21 protein-coding genes are annotated in these 21,880 nt (G+C 68.9%); 13 read left to right on the top strand and 8 right to left on the bottom strand.

Going from position 1 to position 21,880, the window contains the following annotated elements; genetic code table 11:
- Positions 1 to 138 precede the first annotated feature (138 nt).
- Entirely contained in the window at positions 139 to 1,116 is a 978-nt protein-coding gene (locus tag EJO66_RS23870; protein WP_164547892.1) for a Bug family tripartite tricarboxylate transporter substrate binding protein, read from the bottom strand.
- 113 nt (positions 1,117 to 1,229) lie between these two features.
- A complete protein-coding gene (locus EJO66_RS23865; RefSeq protein ID WP_124957891.1) occupies positions 1,230 to 2,474 on the bottom strand; it encodes a pyridoxal-phosphate-dependent aminotransferase family protein in 1,245 nt (414 codons plus the stop codon).
- A gap of 121 nt (positions 2,475 to 2,595) precedes the next feature.
- Here EJO66_RS23865 and EJO66_RS23860 point away from each other — a divergent pair, with 121 nt between their 5' ends.
- From EJO66_RS23860 to EJO66_RS23850, 3 genes are read left to right on the top strand one after another with little or no spacing between them, the layout of a single operon-like run.
- On the top strand, positions 2,596 to 3,294 hold the full coding sequence (locus tag EJO66_RS23860) for a GntR family transcriptional regulator (RefSeq protein WP_124957892.1): 699 nt from the start codon (positions 2,596 to 2,598) through the stop codon (positions 3,292 to 3,294).
- A 13-nt stretch (positions 3,295 to 3,307) separates the two neighbouring features.
- The gene (locus EJO66_RS23855; RefSeq protein ID WP_125966337.1) at positions 3,308 to 6,385 is read left to right on the top strand and encodes an FAD-binding and (Fe-S)-binding domain-containing protein; all 3,078 of its coding nucleotides are present in this window, start codon (positions 3,308 to 3,310) and stop codon (positions 6,383 to 6,385) included.
- A 21-nt stretch (positions 6,386 to 6,406) separates the two neighbouring features.
- Complete coding sequence (locus EJO66_RS23850) at positions 6,407 to 6,982, top strand: methylated-DNA--[protein]-cysteine S-methyltransferase (protein ID WP_124957894.1); 576 nt, start codon at positions 6,407 to 6,409, stop codon at positions 6,980 to 6,982.
- On the opposite strand, the gene EJO66_RS23845 is transcribed toward EJO66_RS23850, so the two are convergent.
- On the bottom strand, positions 6,979 to 7,863 hold the full coding sequence (locus tag EJO66_RS23845) for a LysR substrate-binding domain-containing protein (RefSeq protein WP_125966336.1): 885 nt from the start codon (positions 7,861 to 7,863) through the stop codon (positions 6,979 to 6,981). The two genes, EJO66_RS23850 and EJO66_RS23845, sit on opposite strands and share 4 nt — an antisense overlap.
- Positions 7,864 to 7,941: 78 nt before the next feature.
- Between EJO66_RS23845 and EJO66_RS23840 the strand changes: the two genes are divergently transcribed.
- From EJO66_RS23840 to EJO66_RS23795, 10 genes are all read left to right on the top strand, one after another.
- Positions 7,942 to 9,114, top strand: a complete 1,173-nt coding sequence (locus EJO66_RS23840; RefSeq protein ID WP_125966335.1) for an MFS transporter — start codon at positions 7,942 to 7,944, stop codon at positions 9,112 to 9,114.
- The gene (locus EJO66_RS23835) at positions 9,111 to 9,725 is read left to right on the top strand and encodes a pyridoxamine 5'-phosphate oxidase family protein (RefSeq protein ID WP_124957897.1); all 615 of its coding nucleotides are present in this window, start codon (positions 9,111 to 9,113) and stop codon (positions 9,723 to 9,725) included. Before EJO66_RS23840 ends, EJO66_RS23835 begins: the two co-directional genes overlap by 4 nt.
- A 169-nt stretch (positions 9,726 to 9,894) precedes the next feature.
- Positions 9,895 to 11,085 (top strand): multidrug effflux MFS transporter, encoded by a 1,191-nt coding sequence (locus EJO66_RS23830; protein WP_124957955.1) that lies wholly within the window; start codon positions 9,895 to 9,897, stop codon positions 11,083 to 11,085.
- A 14-nt stretch (positions 11,086 to 11,099) separates the two neighbouring features.
- Complete coding sequence (locus tag EJO66_RS23825) at positions 11,100 to 12,524, top strand: MFS transporter (protein WP_124957956.1); 1,425 nt, start codon at positions 11,100 to 11,102, stop codon at positions 12,522 to 12,524.
- A 20-nt stretch (positions 12,525 to 12,544) separates the two neighbouring features.
- Positions 12,545 to 13,177, top strand: a complete 633-nt coding sequence (locus EJO66_RS23820) for a paraquat-inducible protein A (protein WP_125966334.1) — start codon at positions 12,545 to 12,547, stop codon at positions 13,175 to 13,177.
- Positions 13,174 to 13,887: a paraquat-inducible protein A gene (locus EJO66_RS23815; RefSeq protein WP_125966333.1), complete on the top strand. Its 714-nt coding sequence runs from the start codon at positions 13,174 to 13,176 to the stop codon at positions 13,885 to 13,887. The genes EJO66_RS23820 and EJO66_RS23815 overlap by 4 nt, the downstream gene beginning before the upstream one ends.
- Positions 13,884 to 15,530 carry a PqiB family protein gene (locus EJO66_RS23810; RefSeq protein WP_124957900.1) on the top strand — a complete coding sequence of 549 codons (1,647 nt, stop codon included), beginning with the start codon at positions 13,884 to 13,886 and terminating at the stop codon, positions 15,528 to 15,530. Before EJO66_RS23815 ends, EJO66_RS23810 begins: the two co-directional genes overlap by 4 nt.
- Positions 15,527 to 16,159 carry a PqiC family protein gene (locus tag EJO66_RS23805; protein WP_124957901.1) on the top strand — a complete coding sequence of 211 codons (633 nt, stop codon included), beginning with the start codon at positions 15,527 to 15,529 and terminating at the stop codon, positions 16,157 to 16,159. The genes EJO66_RS23810 and EJO66_RS23805 overlap by 4 nt, the downstream gene beginning before the upstream one ends.
- Positions 16,160 to 16,318: 159 nt before the next feature.
- Positions 16,319 to 17,938, top strand: a complete 1,620-nt coding sequence (locus EJO66_RS23800; protein ID WP_125966332.1) for an MFS transporter — start codon at positions 16,319 to 16,321, stop codon at positions 17,936 to 17,938.
- Between the two features lie 65 nt (positions 17,939 to 18,003).
- Positions 18,004 to 18,480 (top strand): VOC family protein, encoded by a 477-nt coding sequence (locus tag EJO66_RS23795; protein WP_124957903.1) that lies wholly within the window; start codon positions 18,004 to 18,006, stop codon positions 18,478 to 18,480.
- Between the two features lie 21 nt (positions 18,481 to 18,501).
- Here EJO66_RS23795 and EJO66_RS23790 read toward each other — a convergent pair whose 3' ends face one another.
- Genes EJO66_RS23790 through EJO66_RS23770 form a run of 5 tightly spaced genes read right to left on the bottom strand, consistent with a single transcriptional unit; the run spans position 18,502 to position 21,812 of the window.
- Entirely contained in the window at positions 18,502 to 19,917 is a 1,416-nt protein-coding gene (locus EJO66_RS23790; protein ID WP_125966331.1) for an MATE family efflux transporter, read from the bottom strand.
- Positions 19,914 to 20,489, bottom strand: a complete 576-nt coding sequence (locus tag EJO66_RS23785; protein ID WP_124957905.1) for a DUF2239 family protein — start codon at positions 20,487 to 20,489, stop codon at positions 19,914 to 19,916. The genes EJO66_RS23790 and EJO66_RS23785 overlap by 4 nt, the downstream gene beginning before the upstream one ends.
- Complete coding sequence (locus EJO66_RS23780; protein WP_125966330.1) at positions 20,459 to 20,938, bottom strand: MarR family winged helix-turn-helix transcriptional regulator; 480 nt, start codon at positions 20,936 to 20,938, stop codon at positions 20,459 to 20,461. Before EJO66_RS23780 ends, EJO66_RS23785 begins: the two co-directional genes overlap by 31 nt.
- Positions 20,935 to 21,297 (bottom strand): GIY-YIG nuclease family protein, encoded by a 363-nt coding sequence (locus EJO66_RS23775; RefSeq protein WP_125966329.1) that lies wholly within the window; start codon positions 21,295 to 21,297, stop codon positions 20,935 to 20,937. The genes EJO66_RS23780 and EJO66_RS23775 overlap by 4 nt, the downstream gene beginning before the upstream one ends.
- A gap of 59 nt (positions 21,298 to 21,356) precedes the next feature.
- Entirely contained in the window at positions 21,357 to 21,812 is a 456-nt protein-coding gene (locus EJO66_RS23770; RefSeq protein ID WP_124957908.1) for a hypothetical protein, read from the bottom strand.
- Positions 21,813 to 21,880: the final 68 nt, after the last annotated feature.

Raw genomic sequence — 21,880 nt, 5'->3', positions numbered from 1 at the left:
GCTTTTGTGTCTTTGGGCTTTTGCGTCTTGGGCTTTTGTTCGGGGCTGTGCTGTTCGGGGCGCGTGCACAGGCCACCGGGTACTCCCCTCCGCGAATGTCCCCCGTCGGCGGGAGCGCACCCGAACAACAGCGTTTGATCAGGTATCCACATGCACCTTGCCATCCTTCACCACCTTCGCCCACTTGGCGATCTCGGTAGCGATGAACTGCTTGAACTTGTCCTGCGACCCGCCGCCATCTTCCGCGCCATAGGTGTCGAGCTTTTCCTGCACGTCGGGCATCGCGAGCACCGTGTTGACGTCGCGGTTGACCTTCTCGGCCACCGGCTGCGGCAACTTGCCCGGGCCCGCCAGGCCGTACCAGGTGGTGGCCTCGAAGCCTGCGAAGCCCTGTTCCTGCATCGTCGGCACGCCGGGATGGCCCTTGGCGCGCCTGGCGCGGGTCTGCGCCACGGCCAGCACGCGGCCGCTCTTCACATGCGGCGTGGCCGCGGTCATGGTCTCGAAGCTGTACTGGATCTGCCCGCCCATCAGGTCGGCCAGCAGCGGGCCGCTGCCCTTGTAGGGCACGTGCATTGCATCGACCCGGGCCTGCAGCTTGAACATTTCCAGCGCCAGGTGCTGCGCCGAGCCCGCGCCCGCGGAGCCGAAGCTCACCGTGCCGGGCGAGGCCTTGCAGGCGGCCACGATGTCGTTCACCGTCAGCGCCTTCTGCGCCGGGCTCGCGATCAGCAGGTTGGGCGTGACGCCCACCAGCACGATCGGCACGAAGTCGCGCTCCACGCTGTAGCGCAGCTTGGGCTGCAGGCTGGGCGCGAGCGCATGGCTGTTGATGTGCGCCATGAGCAGCGTGCTGCCGTCGCTGGGCTGCTGCGATACGTATTCGGCTGCCAGCACGCCGGCCACGCCGGCCTTGTTCTCGACGATGACCTGCTGGTTCCACATCACCGTGAGCTTCTGCGCCACCACGCGCGCGAGCGCATCGGTGCCGCCGCCGGGCGGAAAGCCAACCACGATGCGCACCGGGCCCGAAGGCCACTCCTGCGCGAAGAGCCGGGGCACGCCCAGCGTTGCGGCCGCGGCCCCCGCGGCCTGAATCAGCGAACGTCTCTGCATCATCTTTGTCTCCAGTGTGTGGTGGGTCCGATGCGTGCCGGGCCCGAAAGCCCGGCAAGGTGGCGGCTGCCGCGCCGTTCGAGCGGCGCGCTGCGGCCGGTGTGTTCTTGCGGCTATGCGGCCTTCTGCAGGCCGGCATGCGCCGCCGCATGGCTCGCGAAATGATCCATCGCGGCCTGCACGCCGCTGCCCGCGAGCTTGATGCCGCTGAGCTTCATGCCCATCTCGACGCCCGCCACCATGGCCACCAGCGTCAGGTCGTTGCTGTCGCCCAGGTGGCCCATGCGGAACATGCGGCCCTTGAGCTTGCCCAGGCCCGTGCCCAGCGAGAGGTCGAAGCGCTGGTGGATGAGCCGGCGCAGCGCATCGGCATCGACGCCTTCGGGCGTGATCACGCCGGTGAGCACGGGCGAATACACGGCCGGGTCGGCGCACTGGATCGGCAGGCCCCAGGCATCGACCGCCGCGCGCACGCCGGCGGCCCAGCGCTGGTGGCGCGCGAACACGTTGTCCAGCCCTTCGCCCAGCAGCATGTCGAGCGATTCGGACAGGCCGTAGAGCAGGTTGGTGTTGGGCGTGTAGGGCCAGTAGCCGTCCTTGTTCATCTCCACGATCTCGTCCCAGGCCCAGAACGCGCGCGGCAGCTTCGCGCCTTTGGAGGCTTCGAGCGCGCGCGGCGAGAGCGCGTTGAAGCTGATGCCGGGCGGCAGCATCAGGCCCTTCTGCGAGCCGCTGATGGTGACGTCCACGCCCCATTCGTCGTGCCGGAAATCGGCGCTCGCGAGGCCCGAGATGCTGTCGACCATCAGCAGCGCCGGGTGGCCCGCCGCGTCGATGGCCTTGCGCACCGAGGCGATGTCGGAAGTGACGCCGGTGGAGGTTTCGTTGTGCACCACGCACACGGCCTTGATCTTCTTTTCGGTGTCCTTGCGCAGGCGCGCCTCGATGAGGTCGGCCTGCACGCCGCGGCGCCAGCTGGGCGCGGCGGGCAGTTGCTCGTCCTTGCCGGACCAGGCGAGGAATTCGGTCGACAGGCCGAGCCGCGTGGCCATCTTCTGCCAGAGCGATGCGAAGTGGCCGGTCTCGTACATCAGCACGTGGTCGCCCGGGCTCAGCGTGTTGGCGAGCGCGGCCTCCCAGGCGCCGGTGCCGGAGGCAGGGTAGATCGCGACCGGATGCTTGGTCTTGAAGATCTGCTTGATGCCGCCGAGCACCTTGAGCCCCAGCGTGCCGAACTCGGGCCCGCGGTGGTCGATGGTCGGCAGGCTCATGGCCCGCAGGATGCGGTCGGGCACCGGGCTGGGGCCGGGGATCTGGAGGAAGTGGCGGCCGGTGGGATGGATGTCGAGTTGCAGCATGGACTGTCCTTTCACTTTCAGTTTTGCATTCAAAATTGATTTAAGCATGATGGTTTACCCTTGTTCAATGGGATTGCAGCTGTGGTTTTTTGCATTCAAAATGCATTCAAGGGAAACAGAAATGACTGCAGACATCATCGAAATCTCGCGCCTCGCGCTGCACGACCAGGTCGCTTCGCGCCTGCGCACGATGCTGGTCGAAGGGCACATCGCGCCCGGCGCCAAGCTCAACGAGCGCGAGCTGTGCCTCCAGCTGCGCGTCTCGCGCACGCCGCTGCGCGAGGCCATCAAGCTGCTGGCGGCCGAAGGGCTGGTCGATCTGCTGCCCAACCGCGGCGCGGTGGCGGTGAAGCTCACCGAAGCCGACGTGCTCAATACCTTCGAGGTGCTGGCCATGCTCGAAGGCATGTCGGGCGAGCTCGCGGCCAAGCGCATCACCGACGAAGAACTGGCCGAGGTGCGCGCGCTGCACTACGAAATGATGGCCTGCTTCGCGCGGCGCGATCTCTCGGGCTACTACCGCCTCAACGCGCGCATCCACACCGCCATCAACGAGGCCGCGGGCAATCCGGTGCTGTCCGGCACCTACCGCTCCATCAATGCCCGCGTGCAGTCGCTGCGTTTTCGAACCAACCAGAACGATGCCAAGTGGAAGCACGCGGTCGAGGAGCACGAGCAGATGATCGATGCGCTGGCCGCGCGCGATGCCGCCGGCCTGCGCAAGGTCCTCATCTCGCATGTGATGCGCAAGCGCGACACGGTGCTCGAGCTGATGCGCACCGGCCAGATCTATCCCCAGGCCCACAACAAGGCGAGCTGAGCTCCACCCCACCATGCGCGTCGACCCCGCCAGCCACATCCAGCCCGCCGGAACCGTTCTTCCGCCCAACGACACCTGCGCGCTGCTCGCACGACGGCTGCGCGCCGAGACCGAGGGCGAGGTGCTGTTCGACGAGGGCTCGCGCGGCCGCTATGCCACCGACGCATCGATCTACCAGATCACGCCGGTCGGCGCCTTCGTGCCGACGAATGAACGCGACATTGCCACCGCCATCGACATCGCACGCGACCTGAAGGTGCCGGTGCTCGCGCGCGGCGGCGGCACCAGCCAGTGCGGCCAGACCACGGGCGCCGCGCTGGTGATCGACAACACCAAGCATTTCCGCCGCGTGCTCGATGTGAACGTGGAGGAGGGCACCGCCACCGTCGAACCCGGCCTGGTGCTCGACCACCTGAACGCGCAGCTCAAGCCGCACGGCCTGTGGTACCCCGTGGACGTATCGACCAGCGCGCAGGCCACGCTGGGCGGCATGGCGGGCAACAACTCCTGCGGCTCGCGCTCCATCGCCTACGGCAACATGGTGCACAACGTGCTGGGCGCGAGCGCCTGGCTCTCGAGCGGCGAACTGGTGGAGTTCGGCCCGCAATCCACGCTGGGCCCCCGTGCGGCCGGCATTGCGAAGTTCGTGCACGGGCTGGCGCTGGCGCACCGCGAGCAGATCCACGCCCACTGGCCCAAGGTGCTGCGCCGCGTGGCCGGCTACAACCTCGACATCTTCGACAACCAGAGCGAGCGCCCCTACACCGCCGACGGCAGCGTGAATCTTGCGCACCTCCTGGTCGGCGCCGAGGGCACGCTGGCCTACACCCGGAGCCTCACGCTCAAGCTCGCGCCGCTGCCGCGCGCCAAGGTGCTGGGCATCGTGAACTTTCCGACCTTCCATGCGGCCATGGATGCGGCGCAGCACATCGTGAAGCTGGGCCCCACGGCGGTGGAACTGGTCGACCGCACGATGATCGAGCTGAGCCTTGCCAATCCGGCCTTCAAGCCCACGGTGGAAACCGCGCTGATCGGCAAGCCCGCGGCCATCCTGCTGGTCGAGTTTGCCGGCGCCGAGAAAGCCGCGCTGCTGCCGCAGCTCAGGCAACTGGTCGAGCTGATGGGCGACCTCGGCCTGCCCGGCAGCGTGGTCGAAATGCCCGATGACGCGCGCCAGAAGAACCTCTGGGAAGTGCGCAAGGCCGGCCTCAACATCATGATGAGCCTGAAGGGCGACGGCAAGCCGGTGAGCTTCATCGAGGACTGCGCCGTGCCGCTCGAGCACCTGGCCGAATACACCGATGCATTGACCGAGGTGTTTGCGAGGTATGGCAGCCGCGGCACCTGGTATGCGCATGCCTCGGTCGGCACGCTGCACGTGCGGCCGATCCTGGACATGCGCACCGATGGCGGCGCCAAGATGCGCGCCATTGCAGAAGAAGCCGCGGCGCTGGTGCGCAAGTACAAGGGCGCCTTCAGCGGCGAGCATGGCGACGGCCTGTGCCGCGGCGAGTGGATCGAATGGCAGTTCGGCCCGGTCCTCAACGAGGCGTTTCGCGCCATCAAGCGCGAGCTCGATCCGGCCAATCTGTTCAATCCCGGCAAGATCGTCGATACGCCGCGCATGGACGACGCCTCGCTGCTGCGCTTTGCGCCGCCCACCGCACCCAGGCCCTACCGGCGCATCGAACTCAGGCCCGTGCTCGACTGGTCGGCCTGGAACGTCAACGCCGACCCGGTGACCGAGAAGACCACCGCGCCCGGCACCGGCGGCGACAGCACCGGCGGCCTCGCCAAGGCTGTGGAGATGTGCAACAACAACGGCCACTGCCGCAAGTTCGACGCCGGCACCATGTGCCCGAGCTACCGCGTGACGCGCGACGAGCAGCACCTCACGCGCGGACGCGCCAACACGCTGCGGCTCGCGCTCTCGGGCCAGCTCGGCACCGATGCCTTCACCAGCGAGGAGATGCACGAGACCATGGACCTGTGCGTCGGCTGCAAGGGCTGCAAGCGCGACTGCCCGACCGGCGTCGACATGGCGAAGATGAAGATCGAGTTTCTCGACCACTACAAGAAGCGCCACGGCCATACGCTCAAGGACAGGCTGGTGGCCCACATGCCCGACTACGCGCACAGGGCGAGCCGTGTACCGTGGCTCATGAACCTGCGCAACACCGTGCCCGGCGCGGCCTGGCTCGGCGAGAAGCTGCTGGGATTTTCGGCGCGCCGGTCGCTGCCCGAATGGCGCTCCGACACCTTCTGGCGCGCCAAGGCCGACCTGCACGGCATGTTCGCCAGCCGCGAGGCCGTGCTGTCGGTGCAGGCGAACGGCGGCCGCGCGGCGGTGCTTTTCGTCGACACCTTCAACGGCACCTTCGAGAGCGAGAACGCGCTGGCGGCGGCCCGCGTGCTCAAGGCCGCGGGTTATGCGCTGCACACGGTCGAGAAGAGCGGCGGGCATCACTGCTGCGGCCGCACCTTCCTGGCGAGCGGCATGGTGGGCGAGGCCAAGCGCCGTGCCGAGGCACTGATCGACGCGCTCAGGCCGCTGGCCGAGGCCGGCGTGCCCATCGTCGGGCTCGAGCCCTCGTGCCTGCTCACGCTGCGCGACGAAACCCTGGTGATGGGCTTCGGCACGAAAGCCGAAACCGTGGCGAAGCAGGCTTTGCTGTTCGAGGAGTTCATTGCGCGCGAGCTCAAGGCCGGCCGCTTCAAGCTCGCGCTCACGCCGGCCACGGCGCCGATCCTGCTGCACGGCCACTGCCACCAGAAGGCCTTCGGCGCGGTCAGCCCGATATTGGATGTGCTGCGGCTCATTCCCGGTGCCGAGCCCGAGCTGATCGAAAGCTCCTGCTGCGGCATGGCAGGCAGCTTCGGCTACGAGGCGCGCCATATCGACGTGTCGATGCAGATGGCCGAGGCCAGCCTGTTGCCGGCGATCCGCGCGAGGCCCGGCGCCATCGTGGTGGCCGACGGCACCAGCTGCCGCCACCAGATCGGCGACGGTGCGCAGCGCGAGGCGGTGCACGTGGCGGTGCTGCTGGAGCGGCACCTCGCGCCGCCGACCCTGCCGCCCGATCAGGCTTAGCGGCTGGCACAAAATGGCGCGATGAACGCAGCATCGAGCAGCAGCAGCAGCGAAACCATCGAGCCAGGCTTTGCCTTGTTCGAAACCGCAATCGGTACCTGCGCGCTGGCCTGGGGTCCGCGCGGGCTCGTCGGCGTGCAACTGCCCGAAGAAAACGGCGAAGCCGACACGCGGGCGCGCATGCGGCGCCGCTTTGCGAACCTCAGCGAAGCCGAGCCGCCCGACAGCGCCCGGCATGCGATCGCGGCCATCCAGGGCTTGCTGAACGGCGAATCCGACGACCTTAGCGCCATCGTGCTCGACATGAGCGCCGTGTCGGAATTCCACCAGCGCATCTATGCGATTGCACGGCGCATTCCGCCCGGGCAGACACGCACCTATGGCGAGATCGCGGCCGAACTCGGCGACAAGGGCCTTTCGCGCGCGGTGGGCCAGGCCATGGGCCACAACCCCTTCGCACCGGTGGTGCCTTGCCACCGCGTGCTGGCTGCGGGCAACAAGCCCGGCGGCTTTTCGGCGGGCGGCGGCGCGCTGACGAAGCTGCGCATGCTCGGCATCGAAGGCGCGCGGCCGAACGGGATGGCTTCGCTTTTCTAGCGCGGGCCCATCATTTCCTCGAACCATTGCGCGACGTACGCGGCTTCCGGCGCGGCATTGGGCGACAGGCCGTAGTAGTAGCGGTCCAGCGGCATGCGCAGCGCGGGCAGCGGCGACTGCAGCCGGCCCGAGGCCAGGTCGTGCGCCACCAGCGAGGTCGGCGCCAGCGCGATGCCAAGCCCGTCGACCGCGGCCTGCAGCACGAAGTGCAGGTGGTCGAACTGCAGCCGGCCCGCGGGCTTGGCGCGCGGTGCGCCGACGTGTTTCTTCCAGGCGTCCCAGTCTTCCTTGCGCGTACGGGCCGACAGCTGCACGTGCGAGGGCAGCGCGCGCAGGTCCGAAAGCGGATGCGCCTTGAACAGCGCCGGCGCGCCGACCACCAGCACCTCGTCTTCGAGGAAGGGGCGCACCTCGATGGAAGGCGGCCAGCCTTCGAGCCCGCGGCGCACCGCGATGTCGAAGCTGCCTGCGGCCTGTTCGGGCATGACCGTGCTCGTGACCACCTGCGGTTCGATCTCGGGATAGCGCTCGACGAACAAAGGCAGCCGCGGAATGAGCCACCGCACCGCGAAGGAGGGCCGCACGTTGATCCTCACGGCACGGGCCGGCCCCTGGGCCTGCAGTGCACGCGCCGCCGCATGGATCTGCGCGATGGCCGGGCCCGCCTCGGCGAAGAACTGCTGCCCTTCCGCCGTCAGGGCGACCTGGCGGATGCGGCGCTCGAACAGCGCGACGCCCAGGCATTCCTCCAGGCTCTTGATCTGCCGGCTCACCGCGCTGTGCGTCACGTGGAGTTCGATCGCCGCGCGCGTGAAGCTCTGGTGGCGGGCCGCGGCGACGAAGGCGCGCACGGCATTGAGGGGCGGTTCTCGAAGCGGCATGCGTGCAATTTTCTCACGCATGGCGGGCGTTAATGTCGTTTGTCGGCATGCCTTGCGCCAGCGCACCATGCGGGCTCGATGTTTCGCACCACGACCGCTCCCGCTCTTGCTTCCACCGACCTGAACTCCCGCCACGCGGCGATGGCGCTCGGGCTTTCGCTGCCGGCCGACGTGGTGCTCTACCTGCTGCTGCCGATGTATGCGGGGCAGTTCGGCGTCACGCTGGCGGAGGCCGGCATGCTGCTTGCGGCCAACCGGCTCGTGCGCATCGCAGGCTACGGTGCGGTGGCGCGCTTCTATGCGCGCAATGGCGACCGGCTCAGCTGCACCATCGCGGTGGTGGCGGCTGCGTTCTGCGGACTCGGCTACGCCACGCTCTCGGGTTTCTGGGCGCTGCTGCCGCTGCGGCTCGTGTGGGGCCTTTGCTTTGCCGCGCTCAACCTGTCGACGCAGTCGTTGGCAACGGCCGAGCTGCTTGGTGCGGCGCGCCGCAGCGGGCGTTCGCGCGCGCTCATCGCGATGGGGCCGGTGCTCGCGCTGCCGCTGGGCGCGCTGCTGGCGCTGTGGGCCGGACCGCGCATCATCTTCTGCATTCTTGCGGCGTTCTCGCTGGTGGCGGTGCTGGCCACGCGGCGCCTGCCTGCGGTGCCGCACGGCAGCGCACACAGCAAGCCCGCGCGCCGCTTCAAGCGGCCGAACAGCCTCGATGCCTGGTCGTTCATGGAAGGGCTCACGCTCGACGGGCTCTTCATCGTCGGGCTGTCCTATCTGGGCAAGGACCTGATGCCGGTCGGCGCGGTAGTGATGGCCGGTTCGCTGATGGCGCTGCGCTACCTCGCGGAGATCCTGCTGAGCCCGGTCGGCGGCCACATGGCGGAGCGCTTCGGCGCCGAGCGGCTGCTGGTGAGCCTTTCGCTCGTGACTGCGATCGCGTTGGTCGGCTTCGGCCTGGGCTGGCTGTGGAGCTGCGCGGCATCGATCGTGGTGCTGCGCGCCTTGCAGCTGCCCTTGCTGCCGCCGATCGTGGCGCACCGCACACCGGGGCCCGAGCGCATGCATGCGCTGGCTGCGCGGGCCGTGTGGCGCGACGTCGGCGCCGGCATCGGGCCGCTGCTGGCCGGGCTCCTGCTGCCGGTCGTGGCATCGTCGTGGCTTTACGGCAGCTGCGCGCTGCTGCTGGCCGCGGCGGCGCTGGCCTGCGGCAGGAACCCGTCGGCATCGCCAGGCAAGCAACAAGGAGTGATCCCATGACCCATGCCATCGACACCATCGAGCAGCTCGAAGCGCTGTTCGGCGAAGCCGGCGAGGCCTCGCTCAAGAAGGAGGTGCCCTGGCTGCACCCGAGCTACCAGGCGCTGATTGCCGCTTCTCCTTTCGCGGTGCTGGCCACCACCGGACCCGGAGGCCTCGACGCTTCGCCGCGCGGCGACCCGCCCGGCTTCGTGGCGGTGCAGGACGAGAAGACGCTGCTGCTGCCCGAGCGCCGCGGCAACAACCGCATCGACAGCCTGCGCAACATCGTGGCCGATCCGCGCGTGGCGCTGCTGTTCCTGATTCCCGGCGTGGGCGAGACCTTGCGCGTGAACGGCAGGGCGCGCATCACGACTGCACCCGAGCTCATGGCGCGCTTCGCGATGGAGGGCAAGCTGCCGCAGTGCGTGATCGAGATCCGGGTCGACTCCGTTTTCTTCCAGTGCGCGCGTGCCATCCAGCGCTCGAAGCTGTGGGCGCCGCTGCCGGCGGATTCGCGCCGCGAGGTGCCCACGCCCGGCGCCATCCTGTCGGCGCTGACCGATGCCGCCTTCGACGGCGAGACCTATGACCGCGAGTTGCCTGGGAGGCAACGAAGTACGCTGTATTGAGGCGGTGCGGCGCTCAGGCCGTGTGAATACGAAGGTCATACATGCGAAGGTCATGACGGCATTTCTTTTGCCTGAATGAGCACCGCCGCGCTCTCCAACCCCACGCCTGCATCGATTGCCGCGCTTGGCGACAATCGCTCCAATGCGTTCTTCGTCTCCCTTCTTCAAGATGGCCCTGCTGCTGGGCCTGCTCTCGGCCATCGGGCCCTTCGCCATCGACATGTACCTGCCGGCGCTGCCGGCCATCGGCCAGGCGCTGCGCGCCGACATCGGCGCGGTGCAGATGAGCCTCACGGCGTTCTTCCTTTCGCTGGGCGCGGGCCAGCTGCTGTACGGGCCGGTCTCGGACATGGTCGGGCGCAAGCCGCCGCTCTACGCCGGACTGGTGCTGTTCGCGCTGGCGAGTGTGGGCTGCGCGCTGGCCACCGACATCCACACGCTGATCGCGCTGCGCTTCGTGCAGGGCCTGGGCGCGGCGGCCGGCATGGCGATTCCGCGCGCGGTGGTGCGCGACCTGCACACCGGCACCGATGCCGCGCGGCTCATGTCGCTCCTGATCCTGGTGTTCAGTGTGTCGCCGATCCTCGCGCCGCTGGTGGGCAGCGCGGTGATCGCGGTGGCGGGCTGGCGCGGCGTGTTCTGGGCCGTGACCATTGCCGCGGTGGCGGGCCTCGCGATGATGGCCGCGCAGCTGCGCGAGACGCGGCCGCCTTCGGAGCGCGTCGAGAGCAGCCTCGGCAGTGCCTTGTCGGCCTACTGGCTGCTGCTGCGCGACTGGCATTACCTCGGGCTGGTGTTCATCGGCGGCTTCGCGATGGCGGGCTTCTTCACCTACCTGGCGAATTCGTCGTTCGTGATGATCGACCACTATGGCCTCTCGCCCGCGCTGTACAGCGTGGCCTTCGGCGTGAATGCGGCGGCCTTCATCGGCGCCTCGCAGCTCACGGGCTCGCTCGGCGAGCGCTTCGGGCTGGTGGGCCTCGTCAAGTTCGGCGTGGTGGCCTCGGGCATGGCGATGCTGGCCATGTTCGCGTACTTCGCCGCGGGTGGCGACAGCCTCTGGGTGCTGATCGTGCTGTACTTCATCGCCTCCGGCTTCATGGGCCTGGTGATCCCGACCACGGGCGTGCTGGCGCTGGAGATGCACGGCGCCATCGCAGGCACGGCCTCGGCGCTGCTCGGTACGCTGCAGATGCTGACCGGCGCGCTGGCCATGGCGGTGGTGGGACTCTTCACCGACGGCCGTCCGCTGCCGATGGTGACCGGCATGGCCGGCGGCGCCCTGATCGCGCTGGTGCTGACCTGGCTCACGCTGGGCAGCGTGCGGTCCGAACCCACCCGCAGGACGCAGCAGGCGTGAGCGGCACGGCGCACATGGAAGCCGCGCCATCCGTGGACGGCCAGGCCGCGCAGCCCATCGACGGGCTAGGCCAGCCGGCGCGCCAGCGCGCGATGCTGGTGATCATCCTCGGCATCATGGTGGCCGTGCTCGACGGCACCATCGTCAACCTGGCGCTGCCGGGCATTGCGCGCGAACTGCAGGCCAGCCCCTCGCACGCCATCTGGGTGGTGAACGCCTACCAGATCGCCACGCTGGTCATGCTGCTGCCGCTGGCGTCGCTCGGCGACCTGGTCGGCTACCGGCGGGTCTACCTGGTGGGCATGGCGGTGTTCACGGTGTCCTCGATCGGCGCCACCTTTGCCGATTCGCTGGCCACGCTGATTGCCGCGCGCACCTTCCAGGGCCTGGGCGCGGCCGGCATCATGAGCGTGAACGCGGCGCTGGTGCGGCTGACCTTTCCCTCGGCGCTGCTGGGGCGCGGCATGGCGATCAACTCGATGGTGGTGGCCACGTCCTCGGTGGCCGGGCCGTCGGTGGCGGCCGCCATTCTCTCGGTGGCTTCGTGGCCGTGGCTGTTTGCCATCAACGTGCCGCTGGGCGCCATCACGCTGGCGCTGGGCCTGCGGGCGCTGCCGTTCAACCGCGTGGCGCCGGCGGCGGGCCTGCGCTTCTCGCCAATCGACGTGGCGCTGAACGTGCTGATGTTCTCGCTGGTGTTCCTGGGCGTCGACCGCCTGGGCGTGCGCGAGGGCGGCGGCGGCTCGCAGCAGTCGGCCTGGGCCATCCTGCTGGCCGGCGTCGCGGTGGGCTTCGTCTATCTGCGGCGGCAGCGCACGCTGGCGGTGCCGCTGTTTCCGATCGACCTGCTGCGCATTCCGGTGTTCGCGCTTTCGATGGGCACGTCGGTGGCGGCCTTCTGCGCACAGATGCTGGCCTACATTGCGCTGCCGTTCCTGCTGCTCGAGGTGTACGGCCGCAGCCACATCGAGGCCGGGCTGCTCATCACCGCCTGGCCGCTGGCCATCGTGGCCATGGCGCCGATCGCGGGGCGGCTGATCGGGCGCTACCCGGACGGGTTGCTCGGCGGCATCGGGCTGGGCCTGCTCGCCACCGGCCTGGCGCTGCTGGCGGCGCTGCCGGCGCATCCGGGCAATGCCGACATCGCCTGGCGCATGGCGCTGTGCGGGCTGGGCTTCGGCCTGTTCCAGTCGCCCAACAACCACACCATCGTCACATCGCCGCCGGCGCACCGCAGCGGTGCGGCCAGCGGCATGCTCGGCACGGCGCGGCTCACGGGGCAGACGCTGGGCGCGGTGGTGCTGGCCGGCGTGTTCAGCGTCTGGAGTCCGCACGGCGGCCACGGGCCGGTGGTGGCGCTGGTGCTGGCGGCCTGCTGCGCGGGCCTGGCGGCGGTCTTCAGCAGCCTGCGGCTGAAGACGACAGGGCAGGGCGGCTGAATAGGTTAGGGTACGCCCCTATGACGGAAGTACCTGAAACCGTGGTTTGCCCGGGCTGCGACGCGGTCTTCAGCCGCGCGCGCCTGAAGCCGCGCGAGGTGTCGCGTTGCGCCAGCTGCGGCACCGAGCTCTACCGCCACGCGGGCGACCAGCAGCGCCGCATCCTGCCCCTGACGGTGGCCTCGCTGATCATGTTCGCCATTGCCAACCTGTTCCCGATCGTCGAGATCGAGCTGCAGGGCCTGCGCAGCCAGACCACGCTGGCCGGCGCGGTGCTGGTGCTGAGCCAGGAGGGCATGTCGGTGGTGGCGCTGCTGGTGCTGGCCACGACGCTGCTCTTTCCGCTGATGCAGCTGTGCATCCTGGCCTACCTGCTGGTGCCGCTCAGCCGCGAGCACCGGCCGGCCGGCTTTGCGATCCTGGTGCGCGCCATGCAGATGCTGCGGCCCTGGGGAATGATCGAGGTGTTCCTGCTCGGCGTGCTGGTGGCGATCGTCAAGCTCTCGAGCATGGCCACGGTGGTGACGGGGCCGGCGCTGTGGGCCTTCGTGGCGCTCACGGTGCTGCTCACCGCCGTGCTCTCGTTCAATCCCAATGCCTTCTGGGAAATGACCTTTCGCCCGCCCGGCGAGACCGATGGGGAGACCGCGTGAGCGCAGGCGAATTCCAGGCCGGGGACAAGGGCGAAGCGCCGATGGCAACGGCCCGCGCGATGGGCCTTCTTGCCTGCCCGCATTGCGATGCCGTCTGGCGCGATGCCGCCGAGGGCGAGCCCTGCGGGCGCTGCGGCACGCACCTGCACACGCGCAAGCCTTACAGCCTGAGCCGCACCTGGGCCTTCCTGATCGCGGCATGCATCATGTACATCCCGGCCAACCTGCTGCCGGTGATGATCACGCGCACTCTCTTCGGCGCGCAGTACGACACCATCCTGAGCGGCGTCATCTACTTCTGGGTGTCGGGCGGCTACGGGCTCGCGGCCATCATCTTCATTGCGAGCTTCCTGGTGCCGCTGTTCAAGCTCACGGCACTGATACTGCTTGCCCTGCTGGCGCAGCGCGGCAGCAGCTGGCGCCGGCCTGAGCGGGCCCGGCTCTATCACATCATCGAGATCATCGGCCGCTGGTCGATGCTCGACGTTTTCGTGGTGTCGCTGCTCACCGGGCTGGTGCAGATCCAGGGCTTTGCGGTCATCAACGCGGGCGTGGGCATTGCGGCATTCGGATCGGTGGTGGTGCTGACGATGCTGGCCTCGCTGAGCTTCGACCCCAGGCTTACCTGGGACAGCAGGCAGGAGCAGCGGGAAGCCGAACGGGAACGCCGGGAACCGGCACGCGACAACAGGGAACACAAGCCAGCATGAGCGACGACGAAGCCAGACCCCACAACGATCCATCGCCCCCGCCCGGGCTTCCTGCGCCGCGCGTGGTGCGCCGGCGCGAATGGCTGCCTTCGCTGATCTGGCTGATCCCCATCGTTGCCGCGCTGGTCGGCGTGATGCTGGTGGTCCGGATCCTGATGGAGCGCGGGCCGGAGATCGTGCTCACCTTCAACACGGCCGAAGGCCTGGAGGCCAACAAGACGGCCGTCAAGTACAAGGACGTGCAGATCGGCACGGTGCAGAGCCTGCGGCTCGCTCGCGACCGGTCGCACGTGCGCGTGACCGTGCAGCTCAGCAAGGAGGCCGAGAGCTTCACCGCCGAGGATTCGCGCTTCTGGGTGGTGCGGCCGCGGCTCGACACCTCCGGCATCTCGGGCCTGGGCACCTTGCTGTCGGGCGCCTACATCGGCGCCGATGCGGGCGTGTCGAAGGAAGCCGCGAGCGAGTTCAAGGGGCTGGAGGTGCCGCCGATCGTCACGCGCGATGCCTCGGGCCAGCAGTTCCTGCTGCGCGCCACCGACGTGGGCTCGCTCGACGTGGGCTCGCCGGTGTATTTCCGGCGCGTCAAGGTCGGCCAGGTGGCGGCCTACGAGCTCGACGGCGACGGCCGCGGCGTGACGCTGCGCATCTTCGTGAATGCGCCCTACGACAAGTTCGTGGGCGTCAACACGCGCTTCTGGCAGGCCAGCGGCATCGACGCGCAGCTCAGCGCCAGCGGCTTCACGCTGCGCACGCAGTCGCTCGCCACCATCCTGCTCGGCGGCATTGCCTTCAAGGCGCCGGACGACGCCATGGGGCCGCTCGCCAAGGAGAACACGGCCTTCACGCTCGCCGAGGACGAGACCACGGCCATGAAGGAACCCGACGGCCCGCCGCAGACGCTGCTGATGTACTTCAACCAGTCGCTGCGCGGCCTCACGCCCGGGGCGCCGGTCGATTTCCGCGGCGTGGTGATCGGCGAGGTCAAGTCGATCGGCGTGGAGTTCGACCGCGCCGAGCGCGAGTTCCGCATGCCGGTGCTGGTGCAGGTCTACCCGGACCGCCTGCGCCGCCGCGCGGGCGAAAGCGGCGTGGAGTCGCGCGCCACCCAGCAGGAGCGGCTGCGCTTCCTGGCCGAGAAGGGGCTGCGCGCGCAGCTGCGCAACGGCAACCTGCTGACCGGGCAGGTGTACGTGGCGCTCGACTTCTTCCCCAAGGCGCCGCCGGCCCGGATCGATGTGACGAAGAACCCGATCGAACTGCCCACCATCGCCAACAGCCTGGACGAGATCCAGTCGCAGGTGCAGGAGATCGCAAGCAAGCTCAACAAGGTGCCGTACGAGCAGATCGCGGCCGACCTGCGCACCACGCTCGCTTCGCTCAACAAGACGCTGGCCAGCACCGAGCAGGCAGTGAACCGCATCAACACCGACCTGACGCCCGAGCTGGCCGCCGCCATGAAGGACGTGCGCAAGACCGTCAACAGCGCCGAGCGCACGCTGGCCGACGACTCTCCGCTGCAGCAGGACATGCGCCAGACGCTGCGCGAACTCACGCGCGCCGCAGGCTCGGTGCGCGTGCTGACCGACTACCTCGAGCGGCACCCCGAATCGCTCCTGCGCGGCAAACCGGACGACAAGAAATGAAGAACAAGAAGAATGTGTTTTCGCTCGCTGCCATCGCAGCGCTGATGGTCCTCGCAGGCTGCGCGAGCAAGCCCGACAGCTACTACACGCTGGCCAGCGCGGTGCCGGCCGCGGAAGCGGCCCCGTCGACCCTCGGCACCGCCGCGCCGCTCTACATCGAGCTGGCGCCGGTGGCGGTGCCCGAGCGGCTCGCGCGGCCGCAGATGGTGGTGGGCCGGCCGAGCGGCAGCGTGCAGGTCGACGTGCTCGAGCAGCACCGCTGGGCCGCGTCGTTCGAGAACGAGCTGCAGGACGCACTGGCCAGCGGCATCGCGGCGCGGCTCGGCGCGCTCGACGTCACCAAGGGCGGCCGCCAGTCCTCGCAGCCCGTCTGGCGCATCGCGGTGCAGGTGCGCCGGTTCGACGCGGTCGATGGCGGCCGCGTGGATGCGGGCTTCAGCTGGACGCTGCGGCGCTCCGACGAGCCGCGCACCGTGGTGTGCCAGCTGGACGCCGGCGAGGCGGTCGCAGGCGGCATCGATGCGGTGGCGCAGGGCGCGCAGCGCGTCACCGCCGCGGCGGCCGCGGCCATTGCGCGCAGCGTGAATGCGGCGCGGGCGAATCCGGCGGCAACGGCATGTCCGGCCTGATTCTCTTTCTCCCTCCCCTTCCGGGGGAGGGCCGGGGTGGGGGCACGACGGCGGTCGTCGGTGCACGGCGCCCAGTTGCGAGCAGCCCCCATCCCGACCTTCCCCCGGAGGGGGAAGGAGCAGGACAGGCATCCGCTTCCAGATAGATCGGAGCTCACCATGGCGCAGATCGGCAAGGCACCCTGCGACAACGCGCTGATCCTGCATGGCCCGCACACACAGGAGGGCGCGTGTGCCGAAGCCTCCAAGCCTTGGGTGCTGGCCGCGGCCATCGTGGGCTCGAGCATGGCCTTCATCGACGGCACGGTGGTCAACGTGGCGCTGCCGGCCATCCAGGCCGAACTGCGGGCGACGGCGTTCCAGGCGCAATGGGTGGTCGAGTCCTATGCCTTGCTGCTGGCGGCGCTGCTGCTGGTGGGCGGCGCGCTCGGCGACCACTTCGGGCGACGCCGCATCTTTGCGATCGGCGTCGGTATCTTCGCCGTTGCTTCGGTGGCCTGCGGGCTCTCGGGCAGCGTGCAGCAGCTGATCGCCGCGCGCGCGGTGCAGGGCGTCGGCGCGGCCTTGCTGGTGCCCGGCAGCCTGGCGCTCATCAGCGCCGCGTTTCCCGAGAAGGAGCGCGGCAAGGCCATCGGCATCTGGTCGGGCTTCAGCGGCATCACGGCGGCCGCGGGGCCGGTGCTCGGCGGCTTCCTGGTCGATCATTTCTCGTGGGCCTGGGCCTTCCTCATCAACGTGCCGATGGCGCTGCTGGTGCTGTGGATCGCATGGCGCCACGTGCCCGAGAGCCGCGGCTCGTCGGCCAGCGGCGGCCTCGACCTCGTGGGCGCGCTGCTGGCCACCGCCGGCCTCGGCGGCATCGTCTATGCGTTCATCGAGGCGCCCACGCAGCACTGGAGTTCGCCCGCGGTGCTGGCGGCGCTGGGCATCGGCATCGTCGGCAGCGCGGGCTTCATTGCCGCGGAGCGCAGGGCGCGCACGCCGATGCTGCCGCTCGCGCTGCTGCGCATCGGCAACTTCAGCGGCGCCAACTTGCTGACCCTGCTGCTGTATGCGGCGCTCGGCGGCGGACTGTATTTCTTCCCGCTCAACCTGATCCAGGTGCAGGGCTACTCGGCCACCGTGGCGGGCGCGGCGCTGCTGCCGTTCATCCTCATCATGTTCGCGCTCTCGGGCTGGGCCGGCCAGCTGGTCGACCGCTTCGGTCCGCGCCTGCCGCTGGTGATCGGCCCCGCGATTGCCGCGGTGGGCTTCGCACTGTTCGCGGTGCCCGGCGTGGAAGCGAGCTACTGGCGCGGCTTCTTTCCCGCCGTGGTGGTGCTGGGCTTCGGCATGACCGTGACTGTGGCGCCGCTCACTACCACGGTGATGAACGCGGTGGGGCCGGAGCAGGCGGGGGTGGCCTCGGGCGTCAACAACGCGGTGTCGCGCGCGGCCGCGGTGCTGGCCATTGCGGTGTTCGGCGTGGTCATGGCCTGGGCCTTCGACGGCGCGCTGGCCCAGAGCCTGCGCGGCATGGGGGCCTCGCCCGAAGCGACGGCGTTTCTGGAGGGTGAGCGCAGCAAGCTGGCCGGCGCCGCGCTGCCGCCCGGCGTCGATGCGGCCACCGCCGCGGCCTTGAAGAAGGCCGTGGCCGAGTCTTTCGTCGCGGGCTTTCGCTGGGTGATGCTGCTGAGCGCCGGGCTCGCCGTGCTCAGCGCCTTGAGCGCCTGGCTGATGATCGGCGGCGGGGCGGCGCCGGCGGCAGGTGCTGCCCCTGACAGGCACCGCACGGGTTGACAAGCGCCTCGCATTGCCTGGATACTGAACCTTCAGGTTCATTATCAAGGACCCAGGAGATTCCCATGCAGAAGATCGTTCCCTGCCTCTGGTTCGATGGCAATGGCGAAGACGCGCTCAAGTTCTACAGTTCGATCTTTCCGAACTCGCGCGTCACCGACAGATTGCTCTGGGGCGACACCAATCCGAGCCTCAAGGGTTCATTGCTGACCGCCACCTTCGAGCTCGACGGGCAGGCGTTCATGGTGCTCAACGGCGGGCCGGAGTACAAGTTCACGCCGGCCATCTCGATGCTCGTGCAGTGCGAGACACAGGCCGAAGTCGACCACTACTGGGACAGGCTGCTCGAGGGCGGCGGCCAGCCGGTGCAGTGCGGCTGGCTCACCGACCGCTACGGCGTGTCGTGGCAGGTCGTGCCCATGGCGATGGTCCGGATGTTCCAGGACGAGGATGCGGCCAAGGCCGCCCGCGCGATGCGGGCGATGATGAAGATGATCAAGCTCGATCTCGCTGCGGCGCAGAAGGCCTTCGACGGCGAGTGAGCAAGAGCCGACCCTGCGGCCCTACACCAGCCGGCGGATCGCCTTCTTGCGCCACACCAGCCGGTAGTAGGCCGTCTGCAGCAGCAGCATCGCGCCGAAGGTCACGGGGTAGGCCCACCAGATGCCGTTGAGCCCGATGCGGTGGCTCATGAACCAGGCCACGGGCACCTCGATGCCGATCAGGCACAGGATCGAGATGGCCGTGGGCACCAGCACCGAGCCGCTGGCGCGCATGATCCCCGAGATGGCCGAGGCCATGCCGAAGATCACCAGGCTCCACAGCATGATGTGCAGCAGCGTCTGCGCGATCTCGATCACCGGCGCGCTGGTGATGAAGAAGCCCATGAGGTGGCGCGAGAACAGGTAGCCCAGCAGCACCAGTCCGCCCGTGAGCACCAGGTTCATCAGCAGCGCAGTCCTGGCGATGGCACCCAGCCGGTCGGCACGGCCCGCACCGATGGCCTGTGCGCCAAGAATGGACGCCGTGATGGCGATAGAGATGGCCGGGAACTGCACATAGGCCACCACCTGGTTCACCGCGCCATAGGCCGCGGTGGCGCTGGAGCCATAGCTGTTGACCAGCGAGAGCAGCGCCACCTCGGCCAGCGCCACCACGATCATCTGCACGCCCGTGGGTATGCCCACCTTGAGCACGGCCTTCAGCAGCGTGGGGTCGATGCGCAGGTGGCGGATGAATTCCGCATCGGGCGCCAGCGGGCTGCCGCGGCGGCGCAGGCGCCAGCCCAGCCACAGCGTGGCGAGCACGAAGGCCAGCACCGAGGCCCAGGCCGCGCTCGCGACGCCGAGCTGCGGGAGGCCGCCCCAGCCGCGGATGAGCGCGGGCGTGACGACGAGGCCGGTCGCGGTGGAGATCAACAGCGTGAGCAGGGGCGTGACCGTGTCGCCGACGCCGCGCAGCATGGCGGTGGAAAGCAGGAACACGAACAGCCCCGGCATCGCGATCAGCATGATGCGCGCATAGCGCGTGGAGTCGGCCAGCACGTCGGGCGGCGTGCCCAGGAAGGCCAGCAGCGGCGTCGTGAAGGCGCCGCCGAACACGGCCACCGCCAGCCCGAGCAGGATGCCCACCGACAGCGCGGTGCCCGCGATGGCCTTGGCCTTGGCGGCATCGCGCGCGCCCCAGGCCTGGCCGATCAGCACCGAGGCACCGGCGCCCAGGCCGATGACGAAGGCGATGAAGAAGAACATCACCGGAAAGAAGCTCGACACGGCCGCCAGCGCGCCGACGCCGATCATCTGGCCGATGTAGATGTTGTTGATGGTGCCCGACATCGACTGCAGGATGTTGCTGAGCAGCATCGGCGCAAGGAAGAACAGGAAGGTCTTCCACAGCGCGCGTGGCGCACCTACGGGTGCCACCGGCATGCCGTGCTGGCCGCTCTGGCCGGTGGCTGCGCTTTCAGGGCTTGCTCTCATGCGGTGGTGCTCCAGCCGGCGGCGGACAATTTTTGAAGGTGGATGCGCAGGTCCGCGGGCCAGGAGCCGATCAGCGCCTCGAAGCGCCCGCGTTCGCCCGCGAACAACGCGCGCGTGGCTTCCTCGAAGCCGGGCAGGGCGCCGGCGATCGCGGTCATGAAGCGGTAGGCGGCTTCGCGCGATGCGCGCACGGCGTCTCGGTCGGCGTTGACGCGGCTCGCTTCCTGGACCAGCCGCCGCAGCGCGACCGAGGCGCCGCCGGGCTGGCGGTTGAGCCAGTCCCAGTGGCGCGGCAGCAGGGTGACTTCGCGCGCGACCACGCCGAGCTTCGGGCGGCCCACGCCGCGCGGGGTTTCCTCGGAGGTCTCGGCGCTGGCTGCATGCGCCACCACGCCGGCCCGGTTGTGCACGTCGAAGTCGAGCAGTTCACCGGTCTGTTCGTTGAACACCAGGTAGGGCGTGTCGTCCTTGCGCTCGCGCAATTGTGCGAGCACGTCGGCGGTGTTTCCCTGGGCGATGCACTTGAAGGCGGCAAAAACTATCAGCTTGCCGGGTGGCGTGTCGGATGGCATGTTCGATTTCTTCGGTCGTACGGCGTGTCGTCGTGGCAAAGCGCAAGGAGCGCAACGTTGATTTGCGACAGGCTTGCCGGAGCCAGCGATTTCACCGCATCGGCGCAGATCGCTTCGGCGGTCGTGACGGCAGCTTGCATCAATTTTCTGCCGCCGGGGCGAAGGACCGCGTGGCGGCCGTCTCCATTCGCGCCGGCCGTGCGTTCGGCCAGTCCCGATTTTTCGAGCAGGACCATTTTGCGAATCAACGCCGAGACCGGCAACCCCAGGGACCGTGCAAGCTCGGCCGCCGGCATGCGGCCGCCTTCGGCGCTCAGCAGCCGATGAAGCAGCGTGAAGTCTTCGTAGTTCAGGCCATGGAAGGCGCCCAGATGCTCCTGCAGCTTCAGGTTCAGGCTGGCGTGGGCACGGCCGATGTTGAGGCACAAGTCCAGCGGATCGATGCTCATGGCGCGTCGTAGCCCCGGTCGCCGTGGCACGGAAGCTCCTCGCGCCAGAGCACAAGGAGTTTTTCGAGTTCCGCGGCGCGGTCGAAGGCCGGGTCGTCGCGCTCCTTGACGCGGTCGATCACCTCGAAGCTGAAGTTCCCCGCACCATGGGCGGCCCAGTCGCGCACCAGCGCCTTGTTGCGGTGCGAGCGCAGGCCGAGTTCGAAGCGGGCGCGGTTCATCGCTCCCTCCACATCGAGACTGCCGGCCACGTAGAGGCGGCCGCTGAGCGTATTGCGGATGGCGAAGACGCCCGCGGGGCGGACTGTTTCCTTGTATTTCCTGGCGAGGGCGCGCCTCGTCTCCTGGGGCATGTTCATGCGCCATATATTATCCGGGTAAAATTAAAAACACAATATACCCGGGTAAAAATAAGCGCTCACCCCTCGCGCAATCGCCGCCATCCGCGTGCGAGCCGGCGGTTGAAGGCCCGCACCACGCGCCATGGCCGGCTTTCGCGAACGAGCGTCAGCACCTGGTCCTTCCAGGCTTTCCAGCGTGGGTACCAGCGGGCGAACAGCGGAATGCGCATGAGCGCGGGTTCTACCAGCTGGAAGATGCGCGCGACGAAGGCGGTGCCGATCAGCTTGGCGGCGACCAGCACCGTCACGCCGCTTGCGGCATGGCCGCGCCCGAACAGGAAGAGCGCGAGCACCTTGATGGGCAGCAGCATGAGCACCGGCAGCAGGAAGGCCAGCAGTGCGCCCCACGGCGGCAGTTCGCGCAGCCGGTTTTCGAGCCGCGCCCACAGCGGCAACCGGGCGAGGCGGCGGGCCAGCGCGGCGAGCGGCTCCCAGCCCCATTCCTCGAACAGCAATACCGGAACCAGCAACATGGCCGTCAGGATGCGCAGCAGTTTTCGCGGCGCCGAAGGTGGATGGGGCGGAGGAGGCGGAGGAGGGG

This window comes from Variovorax beijingensis, from assembly GCF_003951285.1.
Classification (GTDB): Bacteria; Pseudomonadota; Gammaproteobacteria; order Burkholderiales; family Burkholderiaceae_C; genus Variovorax; species Variovorax beijingensis.
The sequence above is the reverse complement of the archived record's forward strand: the minus strand, read 5'-3'. Positions and strand labels throughout refer to the sequence as shown.

Coding starts and splice junctions, on each gene's coding strand:
- EJO66_RS23870 (WP_164547892.1), bottom strand. CDS start 1,116: ATGCAGAGACGTTCGCTGATTCAGGCCGCGGGGGCCGCGGCCGCAACG.
- EJO66_RS23865 (WP_124957891.1), bottom strand. CDS start 2,474: ATGCTGCAACTCGACATCCATCCCACCGGCCGCCACTTCCTCCAGATC.
- EJO66_RS23860 (WP_124957892.1), top strand. CDS start 2,596: ATGACTGCAGACATCATCGAAATCTCGCGCCTCGCGCTGCACGACCAG.
- EJO66_RS23855 (WP_125966337.1), top strand. CDS start 3,308: ATGCGCGTCGACCCCGCCAGCCACATCCAGCCCGCCGGAACCGTTCTT.
- EJO66_RS23850 (WP_124957894.1), top strand. CDS start 6,407: ATGAACGCAGCATCGAGCAGCAGCAGCAGCGAAACCATCGAGCCAGGC.
- EJO66_RS23845 (WP_125966336.1), bottom strand. CDS start 7,863: ATGCCGCTTCGAGAACCGCCCCTCAATGCCGTGCGCGCCTTCGTCGCC.
- EJO66_RS23840 (WP_125966335.1), top strand. CDS start 7,942: ATGTTTCGCACCACGACCGCTCCCGCTCTTGCTTCCACCGACCTGAAC.
- EJO66_RS23835 (WP_124957897.1), top strand. CDS start 9,111: ATGACCCATGCCATCGACACCATCGAGCAGCTCGAAGCGCTGTTCGGC.
- EJO66_RS23830 (WP_124957955.1), top strand. CDS start 9,895: ATGGCCCTGCTGCTGGGCCTGCTCTCGGCCATCGGGCCCTTCGCCATC.
- EJO66_RS23825 (WP_124957956.1), top strand. CDS start 11,100: ATGGAAGCCGCGCCATCCGTGGACGGCCAGGCCGCGCAGCCCATCGAC.
- EJO66_RS23820 (WP_125966334.1), top strand. CDS start 12,545: ATGACGGAAGTACCTGAAACCGTGGTTTGCCCGGGCTGCGACGCGGTC.
- EJO66_RS23810 (WP_124957900.1), top strand. CDS start 13,884: ATGAGCGACGACGAAGCCAGACCCCACAACGATCCATCGCCCCCGCCC.
- EJO66_RS23805 (WP_124957901.1), top strand. CDS start 15,527: ATGAAGAACAAGAAGAATGTGTTTTCGCTCGCTGCCATCGCAGCGCTG.
- EJO66_RS23800 (WP_125966332.1), top strand. CDS start 16,319: ATGGCGCAGATCGGCAAGGCACCCTGCGACAACGCGCTGATCCTGCAT.
- EJO66_RS23795 (WP_124957903.1), top strand. CDS start 18,004: ATGCAGAAGATCGTTCCCTGCCTCTGGTTCGATGGCAATGGCGAAGAC.
- EJO66_RS23790 (WP_125966331.1), bottom strand. CDS start 19,917: ATGAGAGCAAGCCCTGAAAGCGCAGCCACCGGCCAGAGCGGCCAGCAC.
- EJO66_RS23785 (WP_124957905.1), bottom strand. CDS start 20,489: ATGCCATCCGACACGCCACCCGGCAAGCTGATAGTTTTTGCCGCCTTC.
- EJO66_RS23780 (WP_125966330.1), bottom strand. CDS start 20,938: ATGAGCATCGATCCGCTGGACTTGTGCCTCAACATCGGCCGTGCCCAC.
- EJO66_RS23775 (WP_125966329.1), bottom strand. CDS start 21,297: ATGAACATGCCCCAGGAGACGAGGCGCGCCCTCGCCAGGAAATACAAG.
- EJO66_RS23770 (WP_124957908.1), bottom strand. CDS start 21,812: ATGTTGCTGGTTCCGGTATTGCTGTTCGAGGAATGGGGCTGGGAGCCG.